Below are 23,486 nucleotides of genomic sequence, written 5' to 3'. Positions count from 1 at the left end.
AAGGCTTCGGTTATCGGAACGTCCAACACTAGGTGTTGACGCCTCTTGGTAGGCTCACCTATATTCTATTTTAGACAAAATAATCGATTTTTTAACCAACAAACGATAAATAGGGACATTTATGCTGTTGACCTCATCGATCTCCTTACAGGCGCTGCCTGCATGAAGCAAACTGCACTCTTTTGGGCTTTTTTCCGCGTCGGTATTTTCGGTTTTGGCGGCGGCCCGGCCATGATACCGCTGGTCAGAGCGGAAGTCGTGACACGCCACCAGTGGCTGACGGATGAAGAGTTTGCCGATGTGTTGGCCATTGGCAATACCCTACCCGGGCCTATCGCGACCAAAATGCCCGGCTATATCGGCTATCGAGTCGCGGGCATCAGCGGCTGTGCTGCCGCGGTGATCGCCGTCATTCTGCCCATGATCGTGGCCATGATCGTGATGCTTGGCATTTTTAGCCGCTACCGCGACGTCGCCTGGATTCGCGGTATGGGGCAAGCGGTCATTCCCGTGGTCATGGTCATGATGGCGCAACTGACCTGGGACTTCTTCGATAAGTCCAAAGCCGCCCTTGGCTGGTGGGTCAGCATTGTGATGGCGGTCGCGTCGGGTGCGGTGATTTACTGGCTCGGCGTGCACCCTGGCTGGGTCATTGGAGCCATTCTACTCACGGCACTGCTACGCCCTTCGCGTAAGAAACACGTGGAGGGCACCGCATGATTTACTGGGATCTATTTCTAGCGTTTTTCATCCCCAACATCATTGGTTATGGCGGCGGTCCTGCCATCATTCCGCTTATTGAAGCCGAGGTCGTCGGCCGCTATGGCTGGATGACTTCACAAGGTTTTGCCGAAACCCTAGCCCTTGGCAACGCGCTGCCTAGCCCCATCGCCACCAAAATGGCGGGCTATGTAGGTTACGAGGTAGCGGGCATCGGCGGCGCATTCGTCGCCGTGGCCGCCACGGTAGTTCCTTCACTGCTGCTCATGCTTGGCGCACTCGGGCTTCTATATCGCCACCGCGACTCCCCACGCGTCAAGCGCATGAGTCAGTGGGTACGCCCCGTCATCGCCATGATGATGGCGTGGCTCACCCTCGGCTTTTTTATGGAAAGTATCGACGCAAGCGGCGCACTCCACACACTGCTCTTGGGTGTCGTGGCGGCTCTTGCCCTGGTGCGCTTTAACACTCACCCCGCCTTTGTCGTTATCGGCGCCTTGGTTTATGGAGGGCTCTTTCTCGGCTGACCTGTTGTGCACTAAAGACGATTCACTGCAGACAATAAGAACCCAAAATGGGACCACGCGCTCACCTCACCGCTGTTTGACGCAGCGGATCACCACACCAACTCCATCAAAAAGGTGTATAAAAAATGACGCGTTCTAAACTTGCTCTAAGTACCACACTCGCCGCCATTGGGCTGACGTCCAGCCTGGCGCTCCTATCCACTGCCCACGCGGATTATCCCGAGCAGGATATTCGTTTGATCATTCCTTATGGGCCCGGTGGTGCCACGGATATTATTTTCCGTTTGGTATCACAAGAAGCAGAGCAGCACTTAGGTGCTTCGATCGTTCCGGTGAATATGGCCGGGGCGGGCGCAACGCTTGGGTCACGCAACGTCAAGGACGCCACGCCCGATGGCTACACGCTGCTGGGCAGCCATGACACCATTGCGCTTTCAAAGCTCGCCGGTACCGTCGATTACTCCTACGACGCGTTTGAGCCCATCGCCCTACTCACACAAACCATCAATATTCCAACCACGTATGCCGGACACCCCGTAGAGAGCGCGGCAGATATTGCTGACTACGTACGCGAAAACCCAGGCCAAGTTCGTTTCAGCATGATTCCAAGCTCTACCGATCATTTCTTTTGGGCACAGTTTTTCCAAGAGGCTGGCATCGATATGGCCGATGTTCGTCTAGTGGGCTACCCCGACACTGGCCAACAAGTATCGGCATTGATGGCAGAGGAAGTGGACTTTGCCATGTTCAACCTGCCTTCTGGGGGCGCTTTTTATGAAGATGGTACGTTCAAGCCTCTCGGGATTGCGCATCCCGAGCGTTTAGACAGCATGCCGGATGTAGCGACCCTTCGGGAGCAAGGTATCGAGATGGATCACTCCACCAGTCGCGGTATCTTTGCGCCCAAAGACACACCTCAAGAGGTACTAGATGCCGTCGCAGAGGCCTATGGTCAAGCACTGGAGGAGGAGCAAGTACAAAGCCGAATCGAGAATGAGTTCGGCTCGGTTGTACGCTTCCTGGCAGGCGAGGATTACCAAGCGTTCTTAGAGGAAAACGAGGCGGCGCTTTCGGCGGCGGCTGAAAACATCGATTTCCAAAACTAAGCGTTTCGACGTCATTTCTCGCTCATGCTCCCAGGGCAACGCGCCTGGGAGCACCTGGAGGCTATGCTAATGCTAACGCTTACCAAAGACCGCGCGCTGGCGCTCGCGCTGCTTGTAATGGTGGCTGTCATGTGGGTGGAGTCGAGCTCCATTCGCCCGCCGACAAGCTGGCAGCCTTATGGATCTGCCCTGTTCCCACGCATGTTACTCGTCACGATCGGGCTTTTATCGCTTTTGCTGCTGATCCGCTCTCTGTTCACCCGCGTTGCTCCCGTGGCGTCCTGGCGAATGGAGATCAGCGGTTGGTTCGCGCGGCGTAAGTCCGTCGTAGCGCTCTTTATACTGTTTGGGCTTTATGCCGTACTGCTGCCCTTACTGGGCTATATCGTGGCCACCATCGGTTTTTTAGTGGCCTCTTTTGCTTTGCTGTTAGGCGTCGACACCAAGCGTAAATGGCTGATTAACCTAGGGATCAGCTGCACGTTCGTGCCGCTGGTATTCGTGATTTTCCGCTATGGCCTGAACGTATGGCTGCCCTAACGCTGAGGAACGACCAATGACTCATTTCTTTCTTCAAGCACTCAGCGAGGTCGGAAGCATCTCCGTCCTGGGCTTGATCATCCTCGGCGTGCTGTTCGGTATTGTCGGGGGGAGCATCCCGGGCTTTACCGTGACCATGGCCATTCTAGTGGTCTTCCCTTTCACCTTTGCCATGGACCCGGTGAGCGGCGTATCACTCATGGTCGGCGTGTTTGTCGGCGGATACTCAGGCGGTATCGTATCGGGTGTCATGTTGGGTATACCGGGGACACCTTCATCAATAACGACCGTTTATGACGGCTATCCGATGGCCCAAAAGGGCGAACCCGGCAGAGCCCTAGGCATTGGCGTGATGGCCTCTTTTCTGGGCACGATTATCAGCGTGGCCGTGCTGGTCTTCTTTGGACCGCTGATTGCCAGTTTCAGCATGAATTTCCGCCCTTGGGAAATTACCGCGCTGATTCTCTTTGCCCTTACTCTAGTAGCCGGGTTATCGAATGGCGCGCTCTTGAAAGGCCTCTTGGCCGCCGCGCTAGGCTTGTTGATTACCACCGTCGGCTATGACCGCAACAGTAACCTGCGATTTGATTTTGACCTGCCTGCGCTTAGCTCGGGATTTGAGATGCTACCCGTAATGATTGGCGTCTTTGCCTTCTCCCAACTGCTCGGCAATATCGAAAAAATGCACGACGGCCCCGACGGCGGCAAGGGCGTGGATACGAACGTGGCCATTCCTTACCGCCAGATCATGAGGGATATGGCGGGCCAAAAACTCAACACCCTACGCTCGTCATTGATCGGCAGCCTAATCGGCGCGCTACCGGGCACCGGCGGTACCGTTGCCAACTTTGTGAGCTACGATCAGGCGAAAAAGTTTTCCCGCCATCCTGAAACGTTTGGCACCGGAACGCCTAACGGGATCGTTGCCTCTGAGGCCTCCAATAGCGCAGTAGCGGGCGGCGCGTTCGTACCGACGTTAGCACTGGGCATACCGGGGGATCTTCCAATGGCCATCATGATGGGCGTGCTGATTCTTCACGGCATTACGCCAGGCCCGATGATGTTTGAGCAAAACCCCGTTTTGGTCGGCGCCATCTATGCAAGCCTCTTGATCGGTGCGGTAGTGATGGTGCTGTGTAATCTGCTGCTGGTGCGCTGGTTCGCCAAAATTTCGTTAATTCCGCAACAAATATTGGTGCCCGTCGTACTGATGCTCTGCGCGATCGGCGCCTATGCACTCAATAACAACCTCTTTGATATCTGGGTGCTGTTTATTTTCGGGATCGTCGGCTACTTGCTGTGGAAGGCGGGGGTTCCTCTCACACCGCTCATTCTCGGCGTGGTGTTGGGCAATAACTTGGAACGGCAGCTTTTCCGGGCGCTCGAACTCGACCCTAACTGGCTCACCTTTCTCACGCGGCCACTCTCTGCCCTGTTCTTAGTGTTGGCGGTCGCTTCGGTCGTCTTCTCGCTCTATCAAGACCGCAAACTGAAACGCCTAAAACCCGCGACATCCCAATAGTGATGACTCATCGACGCAAAGGATTCTACAACATGCATAACGACGCTCTCTATTACCCTAGCGCCTCGCGGCGTATGGCTACCTTTGGCAAGCGTGGCATGGTCGCCACTTCTCAACCGATTGCCGCTCAGGTCGGTATTACTATGTTGCAGCAGGGCGGCAACGCCATTGACGCCGCGATTGCCACGGCTGCCGCACTGACCGTCGTGGAGCCGACCTCGAACGGTATTGGCAGCGACGCGTTTGCGATCGTATGGGTCGATGGGAAGCTACACGGTCTCAATGCCAGCGGGCCTGCCCCCCAGGCGGCCACGATCGAGGCCCTCGAATCTCTGGGGCATGACACCATGCCCAACCACGGCTTGTTACCAGTCACAGTGCCCGGCGCCCCTGCTGCCTGGGCGGCACTCTCCGAGCGCTTTGGCAAACTGCCGTTTGCCGATCTGCTCGCCCCGGCCATTGCACTGGCGGAAGAGGGATTTGCCGTGACGCCAGTGATCCATCAAATGTGGGAAGACGCCTTTCATAACTACGCCACTTACCCAGATGCGGCATTCAAGCCCTGGTTCGATACCTTTGCTCCCAAAGGCCGTGCGCCGCGTCCAGGCGAGCTATGGTCGTCACCCGGCCACGCAAAAAGCTTATCTGCCATTGCGGTTACCAAGGCCGAGGCGTTTTACCGTGGTGAGCTGGCTGAAGCCATCGATGCGTTCTCCCGCGAGCACGGTGGTTTGATTCGTAAAGAGGATTTAGCGGCGTATCAGCCCGAGTGGGTCGACCCGATCAGTGTGCGTTATCAGGGCCACGATATTTGGGAAATTCCGCCCAACGGCAGCGGCATGATCGTGCTGCAGGCACTCGGCATGCTGGAACGGTTAGACCCGTGCCCAGGGGATGCCGTTGAAACCCTGCATCGTCGGATCGAAGCCACCAAGCTTGCCTATATGGATGGCTTCAGACACATCACCGAACGCAGTGAGATGGTGCCTACCACCGAGCAAATGCTCGACGATGCTTACCTCAAGGCACGCGCGGCGCTGATCGGTGAACACGCGGTGGATCCTGCCCACGGCAACCCATTACAGGGAGGCACCGTTTATCTCGCCACCGCGGACGACGATGGCAATATGGTGTCGTTCATCCAGAGTAACTTCAAAGGCTTTGGTTCTGGCATGGTAGTACCCGGCACCGGGATTAGCCTACAAAACCGCGGTTGGTCGTTCTCGCTAGATCCTGAACATGCCAATGCACTGGCCCCCGGCAAGCGCACTTATCACACCATCATTCCGGGCTTCATCACCAAAGATGATCAGGCCGTTGGGCCCTTTGGTGTGATGGGCGGTTATATGCAGCCCCAGGGTCAGGTGCAAGTGGTCACGTCAATGATCGAGGATCAGTTGAATCCGCAAGCTGCGCTGGACATGCCGCGCTGGAAATGGACCACGGGTAGAACGGTCGAGGTGGAAGCCGACTTCCCCAACCACTTGGCACTGGCGCTCGCCCGGCGCGGCCATAAGATCGTCAAGGTAGCCGACTCCATCAGCTTTGGCCGTGGTCAAATCATTCTCCGCGACCCTGTTACTGGCGTGCTGCAGGGCGGCACCGAACCCCGCACCGATGGGGCAGTACTGCCGCTATAGTGCTTTTCAGCTCATCACCTGCTGCCCGAGTAAGGGCAGCAGGCTGGCTATCAACGCCAAAGCACCGCATCATGGCAGCCTATTGAATTGATGCTGCTACGCCACGATGCCGTACTCTCCTTCTTCTGCCTCCCCATTTAATCGCTTTTTCAGCGTGTTTCGCTACAGTCGCCGTGCTCTGTTTCTGGTATGGGAAACCTCACGCTGGATGATGCTGGGCTTGGCGCTTTGTACGCTGGTGGCAGGCGTGCTGCCTGCGGTGGCCGCCTATGTGGGTCAACTGATCGTCGATGGCGTGTTGGCGGCCATGGAGAGTTATGAGGCGGCCCGTCAACCGGATGTATGGGTAACGCTAATGCCAGTACTGGGCCTAGTAGCGCTCGAAGGCGCTATCATTGCGTTGATGGCGTTAGCCCAGCGTGGTCTCTCGGCCCAACAGTCGCTGTTAAGGGCATTGCTCGGTCAGAAAGTGAACGTCATGATTCTGGAAAAAGCGGGCACCCTATCGCTTAGCCAGTTTGAAGACTCAGAGCTTTACGACCAGCTCACTCGGGCTCGGAGAGAGGCCTCGACCCGCCCACTGGCATTGGTCAATAAAACCTTTGGGCTGCTGCAGAATGCCATTTCACTTGGCAGCTTTGCTTTTCTACTGGTGCAGTTTTCACCCTGGGCGCTACTGATCTTAGTGGTGGGCGCGCTACCGGTATTTTTCTCCGAAGCGAAATTCTCTGGCGATGCTTTCCGGCTATTTCGCTGGCGTTCACCGCAAACCCGCATGCAGATGTACCTAGAAACCGTACTGGCCCGAGAGGATAGCATCAAAGAGGTCAAACTATTCGGTTTGGAGTCGCGTTTCCTGCAGCGCTACCGGGATATTTTTCATCAGCTCTATGGCGAAGACCGCCGCTTGACGTTGCGCCGTGAAAGCTGGGGTTTCGTGCTGGGCCTACTCGGAACGCTAACGTTCTACGCGGCCTATGGTTGGGTCGTCGTCGAAACCGTTATCGGCGCGCTAACACTCGGGCAGATGACCATGTACTTAATGGTTTTCAAGCAAGGCCAAAGTGCGCTGTCGGCCAGCCTCACCGCCGTTAGCGGCATGTACGAAGATAACCTCTACCTTTCCAACTTGTATGAATACCTGGAACAGCCCACCGAGGCCGACGCTGGCCATGTGACCCAAGGTGCCGTGCAGGGCGACGGTCTACGTTTCGAGCAGGTGAGCTTTGCCTACCCCGGTGGCCATGACGTGTTGCATGATATTTCGTTGCATATCCCTCCCGGCAGTAGCCTTGCCTTGGTGGGCGAAAATGGCTCGGGCAAAACTACGCTGATCAAACTATTGACGCGGCTTTACCGACCGACCCGGGGACGCATCTTGCTGGATGGCAGCGATCTCAACGACTGGGATACCCAAACGCTCAGAGCAAGAGTGGGGGTCATTTTTCAAGATTTCGTACGTTACCAGCTAAGCGTGGGTGAAAACCTTGGGGTAGGAGACATCGCGGCCTTCGATGATCAACAGCGCTGGCAACAGGCCGCCAAAGATGGCCTAGCCGATGGTTTCATCGCTCGCATGCCCGATTGCTACCACACCCAGCTTGGACGCTGGTTCAAAAATGGCCAAGAGCTCTCGGGCGGACAGTGGCAGAAAGTAGCACTATCCCGCGCTTACATGCGCAAAGAGGCCGATATACTGGTACTGGACGAGCCCACCGCCGCGATGGATGCCGCCGCAGAGGCGGATGTCTTTGCCCGCTTTCGTGATCACAGCCGCGACAAGATGACGATTCTGATCTCCCATCGTTTCTCGACCGTCCGCAGCGCCGACCACATCATCGTCATCGACCAAGGGCGCATCATCGAGCGCGGTACCCATGACACGCTCATGGAGACGAACGGGCGCTATGCGGCGCTGTTTCGTTTGCAGGCAGAAGGGTATCAATGACAAATATTCACACTTTACCCCGAGCCATTGTTCAAACGTAAACAATAGTGACACCGGCTTGTCCGTTATCGCCAGCCCTTTTATCTAATCGTATAGTTGAAGCATCCCAAAAAAGGCACGGGGGTGCTGCAAAATGAAAACCATTCACAAAATCAGCTTTAAATACGCGGCTGCTTTTATCGTTGTCGCTTTATCGCTCTTAGCGGTCGTCATTGCCGATGCGTTGCTCGTCAACATGGTCAAAGGCCGACTCAATACGTTTATCGAAAACTACATTCCTGCCATGTCGGCGACGCTCAATGCCGATCGCGACTTATACCAAGCGCGCGTAGCACAAATGGAATACGTATTGACGGAGCCGAGCTCCGAAAAAAGTACTGAACTGCTTGCAAGCTATGAAGAGAATGCACAACAAGCCTATGACAGAATGCAAATGTATGCTCAGAAAATGCAAAACTACCCTTTACTCACAGAACACCTGCAAAACTTTGAACCTCTTTATGACAGCTGGAGGGTAGAGAGCCAACGGGTCTTTGAATTATATAATGCGGGAAATATCGAAGCCGCTTTAACTGCATTATCGGGTAGCTCCCTCGAGAGTTTCGAGCGCCTTCGCGAACTGTACGACATCTCTGACCAAAGCATTGAACGGGCAACAATAGAGGCAGAAACGACCGTATTAAACAGAATCAAAGCACAACAAACAGCGACACTCGCTTTTTCGGGCATCGTCTTTTTAGTTGTCTTATTGATTGCTTTCATCGGCCCTAAATTGATGTCTAAAGCGATACGACAAGTGAGCTTCCGAATTAAAGAAATTACCGATGGCGATGGCGATTTAACCGCGCGTATTCATAATCAGCGTAAAGATGAGCTGGGAGAACTGGCGGTAGCGTTCAACGCCTTTATCCAGCGTATCGATGAGACCCTGCAATCCGTCAGCAGCAGCACGATTAGCTTACAGCACGCGTCAACGGAAATCGCTAAAGGCAGCCAAGAACTGGCCACACGTACCGAGCAAGCGGCTGCAAACTTACAACAAACGTCTGCCTCCATGGAGCAAATTGCCGCCGTAGTGAATAACGCATCCGACGCTGCCCAGCAAGCGAATCAGCTAGCGCTATCGACCCGAGACATTGCCCATCAAGGTTTGAATGCCATGCAGGGCGTTCAGAAAACCATGGGCAGCATTAGCGAGTCGTCCGGCCAGATCAGTGACATCGTCACCATGATCGAAAGCATTGCCTTTCAAACCAATATATTGGCTCTCAACGCCTCGGTCGAAGCAGCCAGAGCAGGAGAGCATGGCAGAGGCTTTGCCGTGGTGGCACAAGAGGTACGCATCCTGGCAAGCCGCACGAGTGAAGCGTCGAAGAGCATTTCCGAGCTCATTAGCACGTCGGCGGAACGCACCCACTCCGGCGTCTCGCAAGTAAAAGCCGCCAGCGACACGCTGCACAGCATGATGCAAAGCATCGAGCGGGTTGCCGATGTGGTGGCAGAAATCAGTGCCGGGGCAAAAGAGCAAAGCGTGGGCATTGGTCAAGTCAATGACGCGGTGAACGAACTCGATAGCATGACGCAGCACAATGCATCGATGGTGGAGGAGTCTAGCGCTGCCGCTGCGGAACTGCGCGAGCAGGCAGATCGACTCAGTACGCTGGTGGGCTCCTTCAAATTGAGCCAAAGTGATTCGAACGTTGATTCGAAGCGTCAAGCCTTACTTGATCAAACAATGAAACGCACACTACCTTTATCAACTACAGTGCCTAAGAATTTAGTGAGTCGCCCAGCCCCTCAATGGGAGTCTTTCTAATGTCATCAATGATACTTCTCGTTTGAATTAACGGCGTTTCCATGCGTCTTCGGGTTTCTCCCCTGGCCCCCGAAGGCGCTTTTGCACTGCCGGGACTGGCCATGCGTTTGTTGAGCAGCACTACACCACTGCCCTACAAACGCTTCTTATATGCAAGGACACATCATGCCTCCCAGTGCGTTAGTGATCGATGATGACGTCGATATACAGTTGCTTGGAAAAATGCTGCTGAGCCGACATGGGTTTGATGTCGCCACCGCCGGTTGTCTAGGAGAACTGGCGCGCCAACCTGGCCTTCTCAACACGTATCTAATCGTGCTCGATTTTGGCTTGGGTGACTTTACCGGGCTGGATATTCTCGACTATCTCTATGATCTCAAGATTCTTGCCCCTATCTTGCTGCTGAGCAGTTGTTCGGACGAAACGGCCGCCCATGCGATTGCCGAAGGTAAAGCCAAAGGGCTAAAGATGTTGGGGTTCCTCCCCAAAGCGAAGCTCATGACCGGGCTTGGCGACTTTATCGAACAGATAGAGGCGTCGCCGAAACCACCCTCGGTGGGGGAATTAGCCCAGGCCATCAAGCAGCATATTTGCCTTGCGCTGCAGCCTAAGCTCTCACTGGCAACTGGCATCGTCGTGAGGGCTGAAGCGTTGGTGCGCTGGGAAGATCCAACGCGCGGAACGATTTATCCCGACAGCTTCATTCCTCTCGCTGAAAAAAGCGGGCTGATGGTACCCCTGACGTGGTGTATTCTAGAGCTCGCTTTTGCACAGCTGGCCGATTGGCACGCTCGGGGGCTGCCGCTGAGCATCGCCGTCAATGTGCCGGCCGCGTTCATCAAAGCCGAAAACATGCTGTCCATGTTCGACACGCTCTGTGGCCAATACCCTATCGATATGACAAAGGTCACATTGGAGCTGACGGAGTCGGTAGGCGTAGAGTGTCTGGGGTATGCTCGACACATTTTGGACGAACTGCGCAAACGAGGGTGCAAGTTAGCCCTAGACGACTTCGGTACCGGATACTCTTCGCTGACCCAGCTCTACCGATTACCGTTCGATGAATTAAAACTCGATCGAAGTTTCGTTTCTTTCATCGACAGCGAGCCCAACGCTCAGGCAATTACGCTCTCCATCGTCGAGCTAGGCGCGCGTTTGGGAATGAGTGTCGTGGCCGAAGGCATCGAAAACGCGGAGCAGCAGACACTACTCACCAAGGCAAAGTGTCCGGTTGGTCAAGGCTATTTCATCTCTCGCCCTCTTGCCCCCACTCAGTTCGAGAAGTGGTTAGGGCACCAAACGATGGTGGCCTAAAGCGCTTCGTCCTCACCCACCGAATATGTAGCGGCTGCTTTCAAAGCGACGTTGAATCAACTCTGGAAGCGGCAGTTCCTATATGGCTATCAAACCATGATCCAACAAGGCTTGCTGCGTGGTGAATTTCAGCGCTTCCAACGTATCTAAAAATCCCACGATCGATGCATCACTCTCCTGGTGAGCGCCTTTTTCCAAAAGAGCGGCTTGTTCAGCAATCGCAGCACAGCCCAGTGAGGCGGCGGCCCCTTTGAGGGAGTGTGCCTCTTTACGTAATGACTCATGGTCCCCTGCAAGCCAACATGCGCGAAGCCGAATCAAACGCTCCTCTAAGCGAGCTAGAAAGGCGTTCAGCAGCGCGTTGAGTGATACCGAGTCAAACGCTTCCTGCAGCTCAGCACATATTTTGCGATCTAGCAGGTCCAGCACACCACGCTCACTTACAAAGGAAACTGCTGCGCCCTTTTGCTCGCTGACGTCGCTGCCATGTCGTTCAAGACGCCCAATGCTGACGTTAGCGCTGGGAACAAAGCGGCTAATCAGCTGATACAGTTCTTCTCGCGTGAACGGTTTGTTGATCATGTCATCCATGCCGCTTTCGAAGCAGCGCTCACGGTGCTCGGGCATGACGTTGGCCGTCATGGCCACGATGGGAAGCCTCGGCAGAGCATTCTCCTTTTCGAAGGCCCGCCAGCGCAGCGTCGTGTCAGGGCCATCCAACACCGGCATCTGCATATCCATCAACACGAGATCGATGAGTGCATACTCCTCTTGAAGTTGCTGCAACGCTGACTGGCCATTCTCGGCAATCGTGACACGCTGCCCGAGCTGTTCCAGCATGACTTTCGCCACTGTCTGGTTGATCGGGTTATCTTCCACGACCAGGATATGATGATCGTCCACCAGCGTGGCTTGCTGTTCGCTGCGATGATAGACCTCCAAACCCTCTGTTGCCGGTAGCGCGACCGAAAACCAGAAGCGGCTGCCCAAACCTACTTGGCTGGCGACACCGATCTCGCCCTCCATGGCATGAACGAGCCGTTTGCAGATAGCTAATCCAAGCCCCGTGCCTTCGTGACGGCGCGCGATCGACGTATCTACTTGTGAAAAAGCGCAGAACAGTCTTGCTTGATCTTCTGCATCGATACCGCATCCCGTGTCTTGGACCTCGAACAGTACGTCATGCCCCTCCCCCGGTGCCGCATGAAACGTCACGGAGCCCTCCTCGGTAAATTTCAGCGCATTGTTGATCAGGTTCATGATGACTTGGCGAAGGCGAGCAATGTCGCCCATTACGAAGCGTGGCAGCGAGGGGTCGATGGAGTAATTGAACACGACCGGCTTACTCTTCTCTTGCAGCACATACCCCGTACAGAGCGCTTCGATACACTCATGGAGATCGAAGGGGCGAGCGTCCAAATCGAGCCGACCGCTCTCGATTTTGGTGTAATCCAGAATATCGTTGATCACGGCGCGCAAACTCTCGGCACTGCGTTTGAGTGCCGACAAATACGCGTAACCTCGGGGTGAATGCACTTCTTCACTCAGCAGATCGGCCATGCCGACCACGCCGTTGAGGGGTGTACGAATCTCATGGCTCATTACCGCCATGAACTGGGATTTGGCTTGGCTGGCGATTTCAGCGCGCTTGGCCGTCTCTTTTAGCTCTCGGCTCTTCACCTCTAGCGCTTGGGCCTTGCGAATACTGATTTTGCCTTCGATGAGCAGGGCGCGAACTAGCAGACCGCCCGATAACATGAGCGAGAGCAGAAGGATCAAAGCTAACCCATAAAGCTGGGTCATCTTTTCCCGCTCTAACGTGCGCAGTCGCGCAACGCTCGCATTGGTATCGATTAAGATAGAGCCTGTCATTTGTTGCAGACGGGCCGTATGGTCGATTGCCCGACGGATCATCTCGTCATTTAAACGGCTTGAATCCTCCCAAAGGGGCTCGATCAATCGGTCGATGTCATCAATCACGGCGGCGGCTTTTTCGACCAGTGCATTGACGCCCTCGATTTTAGACACCGCCAAATTTATCTCTCCCTGCTGGAAGAGCGTTTTCCGACTAAACAGTATTTCAAAGCGTAGCAATAGGTCTTCTGCCGTCGCACTGCCTACTTGGTTATCCACCAGCAACAAATGAAACTCGCGCACTTCCCTATCGAACTGATACCCCGTCCATACGAGGTTTTCCAGTAACCGATTTTCGATGGCGTGTTGCCGCTGGAAAATCACGCCGCCTGTGATGATGGCCGACAGAAAAAAGAGGATCGCTGAAAACGTCGCGACCCTCACACGACGCGAAAAGTAGTGTTTCAAGACAGGCAACATGGTCTTTACCTAGACATCGCGACGACTACTCGACCTCGATCCGCTTGATTTGCCAAACCGAGCGTGTAAGGACTTCTTCGTTCAACAGCGCAGGAGTTTCATCGAAGGGATAAATGATGAACAGCGGCCCATGATCGCGCACTCTCAGCGGCTGCCCATCGGCGCGCATCGCTAAAATGACTTCGTGATCATAAAAATCGCTAACCGGCACCTTGGAGGAGTAGTCGTTGAGCGCCACGACGTTGAGCTGCTCGCCATCGGCCCCCACAGCTTCCAATAACGCCCTTCCCAACGGCCCTTCAAAGCTCACCACCCCATCGTGCCAAGGCGTGCTAGTGTTCGTGGTACGCTGCGTCAATGCTTCCAGCATAGCTTTATCGAAATGTGCTTCGTCACCGACGTTAGTTTGGGAAATGTTGCCCGCCACTTCTAAAATCACCGTGCCAGTAGGCGCATCGAGGGCTTGCGCAGCGTTGAAGACACATGTCCCCACTAAAACGAGAAGAGTTTTATTAATCAGACGCTTAGCCATTTTACACCTCCTAAATAATGAACGAAGTATAGCGCTACGACTTAAGCGTTAACTGTAAACCTTTGTGTCGTTCCCCCTACCTAAACTAGAATTAACGCATGAGTTTTCCATCCATGGTGTGAGGTTGATCACACGATAAAAATAGGTAACTCACTATGCATATCGGTGTGCTGGAAGATGATCTCGACCAACAGGCATTTATTGAGCAGTGTTTGCTATCAGCAGGGCATCAGGTCTCTCTTTTTGCTAGGGCAAGTGAGCTCAGGCGCGCCACGCAAGAGCAGCGCTTCGACTTTCTGATTATCGACTGGCGACTGCCCGATGGGTGCGGCATGGACGTGGTAAGCCACCTTCGTCAAAACGACGGCTGGCGTGGCCCCATTCTATTTATTACCGCCAGCCAAGGTGAAGACGACGTCGTTAAAGCACTGGAACAAGGCGCCGATGATTTTCTGGCGAAGCCGCTGCGCCCCAAAGAGTTTTTAGCCCGCATTAGCGCACTGGGCCGTCGAGCCGGCTACGATACGCCCCGCCCCTCCGTTTCCTGCCCGCGCGCTTTTGCGATCAACACCGACGAGCACACGATCAAAGTCGACGGTCACGCCGTGGAGCTAACCGAGCGGGAATATCGCCTAGCCACGCTGTTTTTTTCCAAAGTGGGTGAGCTGTTGAGCCGTGCACATTTGCTGGAGCTGGTTTGGGGCATTAAAGGTGACGTATCGACACGAACGGTAGATACCCATGTCAGCCGTCTTCGCCGGAAATTGGAGCTAGATGGTCGCCATGGGCTGCGCCTGCGCAGCGTGTATCAGTCGGGTTACCGTATGGAGGTGTGCAGCACCTCTGCCGTCGAACAGCGGGTCGCCAATTAAAAAAAGCCGACCTAGCGGTCGGCCAAAAGCTGATGAGAGTCTGCAGACTGGCAAATTGCCTGCAGCGATGCCTGGGGAAGGCATCGCCAAAACGCTGGTTCAAGCGGCTTGGCGATGCCCTCTTTGAGCATGACGCCCTTTACGAGAGTAGCTGCCCTTCCCTTTCTTCGGCGTTTGCTGCTGCATTTTGAACATAGGGGTACGTAACTGCGCTTTGAGCGCGTTTTCGCCAACCTTGTGTTTTTTCATAGAATACTCCTGGTTTATTAAGAGATGCTTAACCGGGCAGTGGAAGCCTTCGCTCCTATGAACATTCGCATCGCCATCGGTTCCTGCCAGCACGGTAGTTTTCAACAAGCCCCATGAGATGCCGAATGGCCGACCGTACTGCTGCTGGCCAACATCGCGCCTAGAGACATCGTCGTGCACTCCTGACTCTCCTCTCCACGGCCTGGTTGATAGCATGTTAACGAATATGGGGAGAGCCTTTGAAGACTTCAACCCCAGCGTTTTAAACGCTTCGCAAAAGAACACGACTCGGCTATCAACGCTGCTTTCAGCACTGCGTTTGAGAGAGTCGAGCGGCGGGGCTGTGGGCCACCATGCTCACCACGCTGCCCACCATGATTAGGCAAGGCGATGGCAGCGGCCGAGCAGCGAGGCGTTCGGGTATGTCGGAAAGCGTGCCCACCAGTGACTGCTGCTCGGGCTGGCTGGCGTTGGCTACCAGCATGACGGGCCACGTATCGGGCAGCCCCGCTTGGCGCAAGCCATGGCAAATGGCCGCCACTTTGGAAAGCCCCATGTAGAACACCAGGGTCTCGTCCTGACGCGCCAGCGACGCCCAGTCCGGCATCCCGCCTTCCCGGCATAGCTGCGCCGTAATGAAACGCACCTGCTGGGCGTGGCCGCGATCGGTGAGCGGAATCCCCATCCCCGCCGCTGCGGCGGAGGCGGCGGTAATGCCCGGCACGATCTCGGCGGGCAGCCCCGCCTCTGCCAGGGCTGCAAGCTCTTCGCCCATACGCCCGAAGACGCCGGGATCGCCGCCCTTCAACCGCACCACCGACTTGCCTGCCTGGGCCAGGGAGACGATCAGCGCACCGATCTCCGCTTGGGGCATGCTGTGATGCCCGCTGGCTTTGCCGACGTAGTAGCGCTCGGTGCCCGGCGGAACGAGCCCCAACACGTCGTCCCCAACCAGGCGGTCATACACGACCGCGTCTGCCTGCATCAGCAGTCGCGCGGCTTTGAGCGTCAGCAATTCGACATCGCCGCTACCCGCGCCGACCAAATAGACGGTGCCTGGCTGGCAGGCACCGCTGAGCGGCAAGCGCAAGCGTGGGGCGTTATCGCGGCTCAACGGCGCCCACGCCCGCTGGGCCAGGCGCCACAGCGCATCAGGCCACTTCTGTGTTAGCTGTTTGCTTAGCGCGCGCATGAGGCCGCTCCTCTTCGAGTATCGCTTTTAGTTCGGGTAGGCAGCTGCCGCACTGGGTGCCGCAGGCCAATCGTGCGCCTAACGCTTCGACGCTGGTATCGCCTGCATGAATCGCCTTGACGATAGAGGCTTGGCCGACCTGGTGGCAGCTACACACCACCGGCCCCGTATCGACAGCGCCATCGTCGCATCCGGCCAGCAGGCGTCTACGGTGCCGTGTCTCCAGGGTAGCGTCATTGAAGCGCGCTTCAAGCCAGGCTAGCCCGGGCAGCTCGTCGGGGGGTCCCACCATCAGCCACCAGCAAAGCCGACCGTTCACCACGCCCGCTGCCCGCAGCCTGCCGGTTGCCGGGTCGTCACACCACAGCGAAGCGGGCACGCCGCACCACGCCGCCACCTGCGCCAGCCAATCCGCGACCGGCTGACTATCCGCCAGCTGCCACCGCGTGCAGCTGGCCATCGGGATCCGCGCCCAGTAATCGCTGCGACACCACGGCGACGATGGCGCATCCAACCCGTTGGCGAGCAGCAGCGTCGCCTGCCACGCAGCGGGAAGTGTGCTCACCGCCACCGCCCCCTGTTTGGCTTCCGGCTGTCCGGAGAGCGGATCCGTATACCCCTGAATCAATGCGCCGCTGCGCCCCTGCTTGGTAAAGCAGTCGGTCCAGTGCATCGGCACGAACACCTCGCCTCGGCGTTGGGCGCTGGAGACTCGAACCCGCCCACGGTACTCCCCGGCGGCAGCGGTCAACCTCGCCAAGCCTTGATCCGTCAAGCCAGCCTGGGCGGCATCCTCCGGGTGCAGCTCGATGAAGGGTTCGGCGCGGTGGTTCATCAAGCGCGGCGCACGGGCGGTACGCGTCATAGTATGCCACTGATCCCGTATACGCCCGGTATTCAAACGCAGCGGGTAGTCGTCGCTCAGCGCCTGCGCGGGCGGGCGCGGCGTAATCGGCAGCAGTTTCGCGCGACCGTTCGGCGTCGCAAACCGGCCATCTTCGAACAGCCTTGCCGTTCCACGGGGGGCCTGCTGAGTCACGGGCCACTGGATCGGAGCGAGCGCATCATAAGCCGATTGGCCCAGGCCTGCCAGCCCTGAGATGTCGAATAGCCGCTGGGTATCGCCGCTATTTTCATAGCCTGAAAGGCGCGCGTGCTCATCGAAAATCTCCCATGGCTGGGTGTAATCGAAGGCTTCGCCCCACCCTAAGCGTTTTGCTACTTCGCAGAGTATCCACCAGTCGTGCTTGGCCTCGCCAGGGGCCGGCAGCAACCCCCGCTGGCGGGAAATGCGCCGCTCCGAGTTGGTCACCGTGCCATCCTTCTCCGACCAGCCCGACGCGGGCAGCACGATATCCGCAAAGGGCAGCAGGTCGGTATTGGCGACGCACTCCGAGACGATCACCAGCGGGCATTTTGCCAGCGCGCGGCGCACTTTCTCCCCATCCGGCATACTCACTGCTGGATTGGTGGCCATCACCCACAGGGCGGTAATCTCGCCGCGCTCGATGGCATCAAAGAGCTCCACCGCCTTGTAACCCGGGGCGTCCGGTAGTACGGGCGTTAAGTGCTGGGTAGTCCAGAAGCGGCTAACCAACTCACGCGCGCCCGGGGTGTGGTAATCCATATGCGCCGCCAGCTGATTGGCCAACCCGCCTACTTCCCGCCCGCCCATGGCGTTGGGCTGGCCGGTGATCGAAAACGGCCCCGCCCCCGGCAGGCCGATTTTTCCGCCCGCTAGATGGCAGTTGATGATCGCGTTGCACTTGTCGGTACCGCTGGAGGATTGATTCACCCCCTGAGAGTAGAGCGTGACCACGTGAAGCTGGCTGGCAAACCAGTAATAGAAGGTTTCCAGGCGTTCAGGATCCACATCACATTCGCGAGCAACGGCTTCCACGCTGCCTGCACTCTGCTTGGCAGCGCCCAGCGCGTCGTCTAACCCCTCGGTGTGGCGTTCTAAGTACACGGCATCCAATCGGTTATGGTCGTCCATCCACGCCAGCAGCCCGTTGAACAGGTACGCATCGCTACCCGGACGAATACCCAGGTAAAGATCGGCCATTTCACAAGTGTCGGTCACGCGGGGGTCGATCACCACGACCCGCATCAACGGGTTGCGCTCTTTGGCTATCTTCAAACGCTGATAGAGCACCGGATGATTCCAGGCAAGGTTGGACCCCACCAGCACCACCAGTTCCGCTTCTTCGAGGTCTTCATAGCTGCAGGGTACCGCATCGGCCCCAAAGGCGCGTTTATAGCCCGCCACGGCGGACGCCATGCAGAGCCGCGAGTTGGTATCCAAATGCGGGGTGCCCAAGAAACCTTTGAACAGCTTGTTGGCGACGTAATAATCTTCGGTCAGCAGCTGGCCGGATAAGTACGCCGCCACCGTCTGCGGGCCATGGGCAGTGCGCTGGGCCTGCAAGCGTTCGGCGGTGACGGTGAGTGCTTGCTCCCAGGAGACCTCCTGTCCATCCACGCGGGGCATCAGCAAGCGCCCCTGTGCGCCGAGCGTTTCGTGCAGCGCGGTGCCTTTCACACATAGGCGGCCGTAGTTGGCTGGGTGCTCGCGGTCCCCCTCGACGGCAATGAGCTGGCCGCTTTCAAGCGTTGCAGTCACGCCGCAGCCGACGCCGCAGTAGGGGCAGGTGGTTCGGGCGAGCCGATTGACCTGTGGCATGGCAGTTTCCTCCCGCGTTAAAAAGCAAAAAGCGCCCAAGCCAGCTTCAAAAGAAGCCTGCCTGGACGCCGTTGTCTCAGGGGCACCATTTACCCGGTGCCGTACTCATCAGTGATTTGCTGCCGTTGGTATTGTTCGACGCAATTTATGGTTGTGATCGTTATGAGCAAAGACCCTGCACTGAGCCGTTGTTCCTTGTTACTTGAACAAATGCAAACCCTGCGCCCACTCGGCCTTAAAACCATTAAATATTATAAAAACAATAACTTATAAACATGCTTGTATTTTCATTACTCGCTAAAGGAATGCTCTTTGTCGAATAAGCGGCTAAAGGGGGTGCATGAATCGTCGCTCAAGCACCAAAGTAGGGCACGCCAACTCAACTATGCGCGGCCCACCGAATCCTCAAAAACGCTTAATACGCTGATTAAGCTGAATTAAATCCACCTGCGGCAAGAGCTGGCGGGCTTTTTGCTGACCACTAGGATAAGACAGTTCGGCAACCAACGGCGGTTGCTGCGCGTTATCGACGACGCCAACGGGCAACGACGCCCCTGACACTCCCTTCTTGAGAGGGCTGTGCCAGGGGCGTTTTTATTTGCTGAACATGATGCTTCAACCAAAGGAGCTACCCATGGAAATCGCTTCCCGGTGCTCACAGACAGACCACCTCGTCATCATCGGTAACGGCATGGCGAGCCAGCGACTGCTCGACGCGCTGGTTCGACATCCCCAGCGCCCCCACCGCATTACGGTGGTGGGTGAGGAGCCGGTGCCTGCCTATAACCGTATTTTGCTCTCCCCTTTATTGGCAGGCGAACTGGCGCCCGAGGCGCTCACTCTGCAAGACGCCTCCTGGTACGCCGATAACGACGTCACGCTGATACTTGGCGACCGCGTGACCGCCATCGACCGCGAACGCCGCCTGCTCATCACACATCGCGGCAACACGTTACGCTATGACCGCTTGGTCTTGGCCACTGGCTCGCGCCCCGCGCTGCCAGCGGTGCCCGGCATCACGCTCGACGGTGTTCACACGTTTCGCGACCTGCGCGACGTCAGCGCCTTGGAAGCCATTGCTCGGCAAGGCGGCAACGCCGTGGTGATTGGCGGCGGCTTGCTTGGGCTGGAAGCCGCCGAAGGGCTGCGCAAACGGGGCGGACGCGCGCTCACCGTCAGCGTTTTGCAGCGCAGTCATCGGTTGATGAACCGTCAGCTAGACACCACCGCCGCTCAGTTGCTGGAAGCCACGCTGCGCGAACGCGGCATCCTCATTGAAACCGGCGCATCGCTCGCCGCCTTGGAAGATAACGGTCGAGGACAGGTGCAGTCGGTCACCCTGAGCGATGGCCGAAAGCTTCCTGCCGATAGCATCATCGTGGCGGCGGGCATTACCCCGAATGCGGAGCTAGGACAGCAGAGTGGACTCGTCTGCGATCGCGCCATCGTCGTGGACGGCCACCTGACCACTTCCGACGCCCACATCCATGCGCTAGGCGAATGCTGCCAGTTCGAGCAGCACACTTACGGGCTGGTGGAACCGATTTGGCGGCAGGTGGACGTGCTGGCCGCCGTGCTGTGTGGTGAAACGCCCGCGGCGTATCAAGAAGCCCCCACGGCCACCAAACTCAAGGTCAGCGGTGTCAGCCTGTTTGCCTTTGGCCCCACCGAGGCCGCCGCCAAGCACGAAGAACTTCGCTACCAAGACCCAGAAACCGGCGACTACTGCCGCTTACTGCTCCAGCAAGGCCGCCTCGTCGGCGCGGTGCTGTATGGCGATACCCGCCACGGCCCCTGGTACTTCGAGCAGGCGCTGGCCGCGACCGATTTAACCGCGTGCCGCCACCTGCTTCTGTTTGGCGCCACCGATGCCCAAACGGCGCTCGATGCGCATCTCGACACCTCGTCACCCTCTTTATCTCTCCCCCGTGAGGCGGCTTAGCTATGGTGAATCACACAATGTCTACTCCCACTACGTCTTCCAACAAACAAACGCTGATCATTGTAGGTAACGGCATGGTCGGCCACCATTTTGCCGAACAGCTGGTGGAAAGCGGCGCGCTGGCCGGGTTTGACGTCACTATCTTTGGCGAAGAGCGCCATCGCGCTTACGACCGGGTGCATCTATCCGAGTACTTTAGCGGGCGCGACGCACAGTCGCTGGCCCTGTGTGATGCCGATTACTACCGCAGCCACGGCATTCGACTACGCAGCGGCGAAGCGGTCACCTCGATCGATCGCGAACAGCAGCGGGTGGTGACCGAACAAGGCCACTACGCCTATGACCAGCTCGTGCTGGCCACCGGCTCTTTCCCCTTTGTGCCCCCCATTCCCGGCAACGACAGCGACGGCTGTTTGGTCTACCGCACCCTGGATGATCTGGATGCCATTCAGGCAGCGGCCAAAAACGCCACCAACGGCGTGGTGGTCGGTGGCGGCTTGCTCGGCCTGGAAGCCGCCAACGCGCTGCGCGGACTGAACCTGGACACCGCCGTGGTGGAATTCGCCCCGCGTTTGATGCCCATGCAGGTGGATAGCGAAGGCGGCGAGCTGCTCAGAGAGAAAATCGAAGCCCTGGGCGTTCAGGTCCTCACCGAGCGTGCGACTCAACGTATCGAACCCGGCGACACCAGCCGCCTACGCATGGTTTTCCAAGACGACAAGGTGCTGGAAACCGACCTGATCGTCTTCTCCGCCGGTATTCGCCCGCAAGACAGCCTCGCCCGAGAGTGCGGTTTGAGCATCGGCGAACGCGGCGGCGTGGTGATCAACGACCAGTGCCGCACCAGCGACCCGAACATCTTCGCCATTGGCGAGGTAGCGCTATGGAATCAGAGTATCTTCGGCCTCGTCGCCCCTGGTTACCAAATGGCCAAAACGGCCGTCGCCACGCTAACGGGGGGCGATGACCGTTTTAGCGGTGCCGACATGAGCACCAAACTCAAGCTGTTGGGTGTGGATGTCGGCTCCATTGGCGATGCCCATGGCAACCAACACCCTGGTGCCCGCATGTTCCGCTACCTCGACCCGCTCACCCAGGTCTACCGCAAACTGGTCGTCACGGGCGACGGTAAGAAGCTGCTGGGCGCCATGCTGGTAGGCGATAACAGTGTGTATGACACGCTGCTGCAGTACTACGCCAACGGTATCGAGCTGCCTAAGGAACCCGCATCGCTCATTTTGCCGCAACAAAGCGGTGCCGCCCCAGCCCTGGGGCCGGATGCCCTGCCGGACACGGCGATGATTTGCTCTTGCCACAACGTGACCAAAGGCAGCATCTGCAGCGCCATCGACGCGGGCGCGGCGGATCTTGGCAGCGTCAAAGGCGCGACCAAAGCCAGCACCGGCTGCGGCGGCTGCGCGGCGCTGCTCAAAAGCGTGGTGGACCACGAACTGGAGGCCCGCGGCGTCGAGGTGGATACATCGATCTGCGAGCACTTCGCCCATACCCGCCAAGGGCTTTACGACATCGTGCGTGTCGAAGGCATCAAGACGTTCAGCGAGCTGATGGAGAAGCACGGCAACGCCGAGACGCACCAACTAGGCTGCGATATCTGCAAACCGGCGGTGGCCTCGATTCTCGCCTCCTGCTTCAACGAGCCGATCACCGATGCCGCCCACGTGCCGCTGCAGGATACCAACGACACCTTCATGGCCAATATGCAGAAAAACGGCACCTATTCGGTGGTGCCGCGCATTGCCGGCGGTGAAATCACCCCGGATAAACTGGTCGTGCTCGGGCAGGTGGCCCAGAAATATCAGCTCTACACCAAGATTACCGGCGGGCAGCGCATCGACCTGTTCGGCGCGCGGCTGGAAGACCTGCCGGCCATTTGGGGCGAACTGATCGAGGCGGGCTTCGAGACGGGCCACGCTTACGGCAAATCGCTGCGCACCGTGAAATCTTGCGTCGGCAGTACCTGGTGTCGCTACGGCGTGCAGGACAGCGTGGGCATGGCGATTCAATTGGAGAACCGCTACAAGGGCCTGCGTGCCCCGCACAAGATCAAGTTTGGCGTTTCCGGCTGTACCCGGGAGTGCGCCGAAGCGCAGAGCAAAGACATCGGCATCATCGCCACCGAAAACGGCTGGAACCTCTACGTGTGCGGCAACGGCGGCATGCGCCCGCGCCATGCGGAACTCTTCGCCACCGATTTGGATGACGAGCAGCTCTACCGCACCATCGACCGCTTTTTGATGTTCTACGTGCGTACGGCCGACCGCTTACAGCGCACCTCGGTGTGGCGGGAAAACCTGGAAGGTGGCCTCGACTACCTCAAAGAAGTGATTCTGGAGGATAGCCTAGGCCTAGGTGACGAGCTGGAGCGTCAAATGCAGCACGTGGTGGAGAGCTACCAGTGTGAGTGGGCCAACGCCATCAGCGACCCTGAAAAGCTCAAGCGCTTTAGAAGTTTCGTCAACGATACGCGGCCCGATCCCTCCATCATCATGACGTCGGAGCGCGGCCAGCTCCGCCCTGCGTAATCCAGT

Annotated in this window: 17 protein-coding genes; 12 read left to right on the top strand and 5 right to left on the bottom strand. The window is 57.4% G+C overall.

From position 1 onward, the window contains the following. Positions 1-162: 162 nt before the first annotated feature. The 9 genes from MHM85_RS03225 (at position 163) to MHM85_RS03185 (ending at position 11,133) form a co-directional block, all read left to right on the top strand. Positions 163-720, top strand: a complete 558-nt coding sequence (locus tag MHM85_RS03225) for a chromate transporter (RefSeq protein ID WP_139525241.1) — start codon at positions 163-165, stop codon at positions 718-720. After that, positions 717-1,247, top strand: coding sequence for a chromate transporter (locus tag MHM85_RS03220; RefSeq protein ID WP_139525240.1), 531 nt, complete (start codon positions 717-719; stop codon positions 1,245-1,247). The genes MHM85_RS03225 and MHM85_RS03220 overlap by 4 nt, the downstream gene beginning before the upstream one ends. A gap of 125 nt (positions 1,248-1,372) precedes the next feature. Beyond that, a complete protein-coding gene (locus MHM85_RS03215; protein WP_139525239.1) occupies positions 1,373-2,353 on the top strand; it encodes a tripartite tricarboxylate transporter substrate binding protein in 981 nt (326 codons plus the stop codon). A 69-nt stretch (positions 2,354-2,422) separates the two neighbouring features. Continuing rightward, complete coding sequence (locus tag MHM85_RS03210; RefSeq protein WP_139525238.1) at positions 2,423-2,893, top strand: tripartite tricarboxylate transporter TctB family protein; 471 nt, start codon at positions 2,423-2,425, stop codon at positions 2,891-2,893. Between the two features lie 16 nt (positions 2,894-2,909). Next, positions 2,910-4,415 carry a tripartite tricarboxylate transporter permease gene (locus MHM85_RS03205; protein WP_139525237.1) on the top strand — a complete coding sequence of 502 codons (1,506 nt, stop codon included), beginning with the start codon at positions 2,910-2,912 and terminating at the stop codon, positions 4,413-4,415. Between the two features lie 32 nt (positions 4,416-4,447). Beyond that, on the top strand, positions 4,448-6,055 hold the full coding sequence (locus MHM85_RS03200; RefSeq protein ID WP_139525236.1) for a gamma-glutamyltransferase family protein: 1,608 nt from the start codon (positions 4,448-4,450) through the stop codon (positions 6,053-6,055). Between the two features lie 106 nt (positions 6,056-6,161). Beyond that, on the top strand, positions 6,162-8,003 hold the full coding sequence (locus tag MHM85_RS03195; protein WP_239284685.1) for an ABC transporter ATP-binding protein: 1,842 nt from the start codon (positions 6,162-6,164) through the stop codon (positions 8,001-8,003). A gap of 133 nt (positions 8,004-8,136) precedes the next feature. Next, positions 8,137-9,819, top strand: a complete 1,683-nt coding sequence (locus MHM85_RS03190; protein WP_219862996.1) for a methyl-accepting chemotaxis protein — start codon at positions 8,137-8,139, stop codon at positions 9,817-9,819. A 165-nt stretch (positions 9,820-9,984) separates the two neighbouring features. Next, positions 9,985-11,133, top strand: coding sequence for an EAL domain-containing response regulator (locus tag MHM85_RS03185; protein WP_239284627.1), 1,149 nt, complete (start codon positions 9,985-9,987; stop codon positions 11,131-11,133). 78 nt (positions 11,134-11,211) lie between these two features. Here MHM85_RS03185 and MHM85_RS03180 read toward each other — a convergent pair whose 3' ends face one another. Then, positions 11,212-13,467 carry an ATP-binding protein gene (locus tag MHM85_RS03180; protein WP_139525232.1) on the bottom strand — a complete coding sequence of 752 codons (2,256 nt, stop codon included), beginning with the start codon at positions 13,465-13,467 and terminating at the stop codon, positions 11,212-11,214. A 25-nt stretch (positions 13,468-13,492) separates the two neighbouring features. Beyond that, positions 13,493-13,999: a molybdopterin-dependent oxidoreductase gene (locus MHM85_RS03175; protein WP_139525231.1), complete on the bottom strand. Its 507-nt coding sequence runs from the start codon at positions 13,997-13,999 to the stop codon at positions 13,493-13,495. 155 nt (positions 14,000-14,154) lie between these two features. On the opposite strand from MHM85_RS03175, the gene MHM85_RS03170 reads away from it, so the two are divergent. After that, on the top strand, positions 14,155-14,871 hold the full coding sequence (locus tag MHM85_RS03170; RefSeq protein WP_139525230.1) for a response regulator transcription factor: 717 nt from the start codon (positions 14,155-14,157) through the stop codon (positions 14,869-14,871). A 99-nt stretch (positions 14,872-14,970) separates the two neighbouring features. Here MHM85_RS03170 and arfA read toward each other — a convergent pair whose 3' ends face one another. From arfA to MHM85_RS03155, 3 genes are all read right to left on the bottom strand, one after another. Then, a complete protein-coding gene (gene arfA / locus MHM85_RS18485) occupies positions 14,971-15,300 on the bottom strand; it encodes an alternative ribosome rescue factor ArfA (protein WP_239284624.1) in 330 nt (109 codons plus the stop codon). Positions 15,301-15,427: 127 nt separating this feature from the next. Beyond that, the gene (cobA, locus tag MHM85_RS03160) at positions 15,428-16,312 is read right to left on the bottom strand and encodes a uroporphyrinogen-III C-methyltransferase (RefSeq protein WP_139525229.1); all 885 of its coding nucleotides are present in this window, start codon (positions 16,310-16,312) and stop codon (positions 15,428-15,430) included. Beyond that, on the bottom strand, positions 16,272-18,995 hold the full coding sequence (locus tag MHM85_RS03155; protein ID WP_139525228.1) for a nitrate reductase: 2,724 nt from the start codon (positions 18,993-18,995) through the stop codon (positions 16,272-16,274). The genes cobA and MHM85_RS03155 overlap by 41 nt, the downstream gene beginning before the upstream one ends. Before the next feature lie 634 nt (positions 18,996-19,629). Here MHM85_RS03155 and MHM85_RS03150 point away from each other — a divergent pair. Together MHM85_RS03150 and nirB are read left to right on the top strand one after the other, a co-directional pair. Further along, positions 19,630-20,937: an FAD-dependent oxidoreductase gene (locus tag MHM85_RS03150; RefSeq protein ID WP_139525227.1), complete on the top strand. Its 1,308-nt coding sequence runs from the start codon at positions 19,630-19,632 to the stop codon at positions 20,935-20,937. Between the two features lie 17 nt (positions 20,938-20,954). Then, positions 20,955-23,480 carry a nitrite reductase large subunit NirB gene (nirB, locus tag MHM85_RS03145; protein WP_239284621.1) on the top strand — a complete coding sequence of 842 codons (2,526 nt, stop codon included), beginning with the start codon at positions 20,955-20,957 and terminating at the stop codon, positions 23,478-23,480. The last annotated feature ends 6 nt before the right edge of the window (positions 23,481-23,486 follow it).

The sequence above is a fragment of the Halomonas sp. McD50-4 genome (genome assembly GCF_022348135.1).
Taxonomy (GTDB): domain Bacteria; phylum Pseudomonadota; class Gammaproteobacteria; order Pseudomonadales; family Halomonadaceae; genus Vreelandella; species Vreelandella piezotolerans.
The sequence above is the reverse complement of the archived record's forward strand: the minus strand, read 5'-3'. Positions and strand labels throughout refer to the sequence as shown.

What these genes read in the sequence shown, in the direction of transcription:
- MHM85_RS03220 (WP_139525240.1), top strand. Translation starts at nt 717, where the DNA reads ATGATTTACTGGGATCTATTTCTAGCGTTTTTCATCCCCAACATCATT.
- MHM85_RS03185 (WP_239284627.1), top strand. Translation starts at nt 9,985, where the DNA reads ATGCCTCCCAGTGCGTTAGTGATCGATGATGACGTCGATATACAGTTG.
- MHM85_RS03175 (WP_139525231.1), bottom strand. Translation starts at nt 13,999, where the DNA reads ATGGCTAAGCGTCTGATTAATAAAACTCTTCTCGTTTTAGTGGGGACA.
- MHM85_RS03180 (WP_139525232.1), bottom strand. Translation starts at nt 13,467, where the DNA reads ATGTTGCCTGTCTTGAAACACTACTTTTCGCGTCGTGTGAGGGTCGCG.
- MHM85_RS03225 (WP_139525241.1), top strand. Translation starts at nt 163, where the DNA reads ATGAAGCAAACTGCACTCTTTTGGGCTTTTTTCCGCGTCGGTATTTTC.
- nirB (WP_239284621.1), top strand. Translation starts at nt 20,955, where the DNA reads ATGTCTACTCCCACTACGTCTTCCAACAAACAAACGCTGATCATTGTA.
- MHM85_RS03155 (WP_139525228.1), bottom strand. Translation starts at nt 18,995, where the DNA reads ATGCCACAGGTCAATCGGCTCGCCCGAACCACCTGCCCCTACTGCGGC.
- MHM85_RS03170 (WP_139525230.1), top strand. Translation starts at nt 14,155, where the DNA reads ATGCATATCGGTGTGCTGGAAGATGATCTCGACCAACAGGCATTTATT.
- MHM85_RS03205 (WP_139525237.1), top strand. Translation starts at nt 2,910, where the DNA reads ATGACTCATTTCTTTCTTCAAGCACTCAGCGAGGTCGGAAGCATCTCC.
- MHM85_RS03215 (WP_139525239.1), top strand. Translation starts at nt 1,373, where the DNA reads ATGACGCGTTCTAAACTTGCTCTAAGTACCACACTCGCCGCCATTGGG.
- cobA (WP_139525229.1), bottom strand. Translation starts at nt 16,312, where the DNA reads ATGCGCGCGCTAAGCAAACAGCTAACACAGAAGTGGCCTGATGCGCTG.
- MHM85_RS03200 (WP_139525236.1), top strand. Translation starts at nt 4,448, where the DNA reads ATGCATAACGACGCTCTCTATTACCCTAGCGCCTCGCGGCGTATGGCT.
- MHM85_RS03150 (WP_139525227.1), top strand. Translation starts at nt 19,630, where the DNA reads ATGGAAATCGCTTCCCGGTGCTCACAGACAGACCACCTCGTCATCATC.
- MHM85_RS03210 (WP_139525238.1), top strand. Translation starts at nt 2,423, where the DNA reads ATGCTAACGCTTACCAAAGACCGCGCGCTGGCGCTCGCGCTGCTTGTA.
- MHM85_RS03190 (WP_219862996.1), top strand. Translation starts at nt 8,137, where the DNA reads ATGAAAACCATTCACAAAATCAGCTTTAAATACGCGGCTGCTTTTATC.
- MHM85_RS03195 (WP_239284685.1), top strand. Translation starts at nt 6,162, where the DNA reads ATGCCGTACTCTCCTTCTTCTGCCTCCCCATTTAATCGCTTTTTCAGC.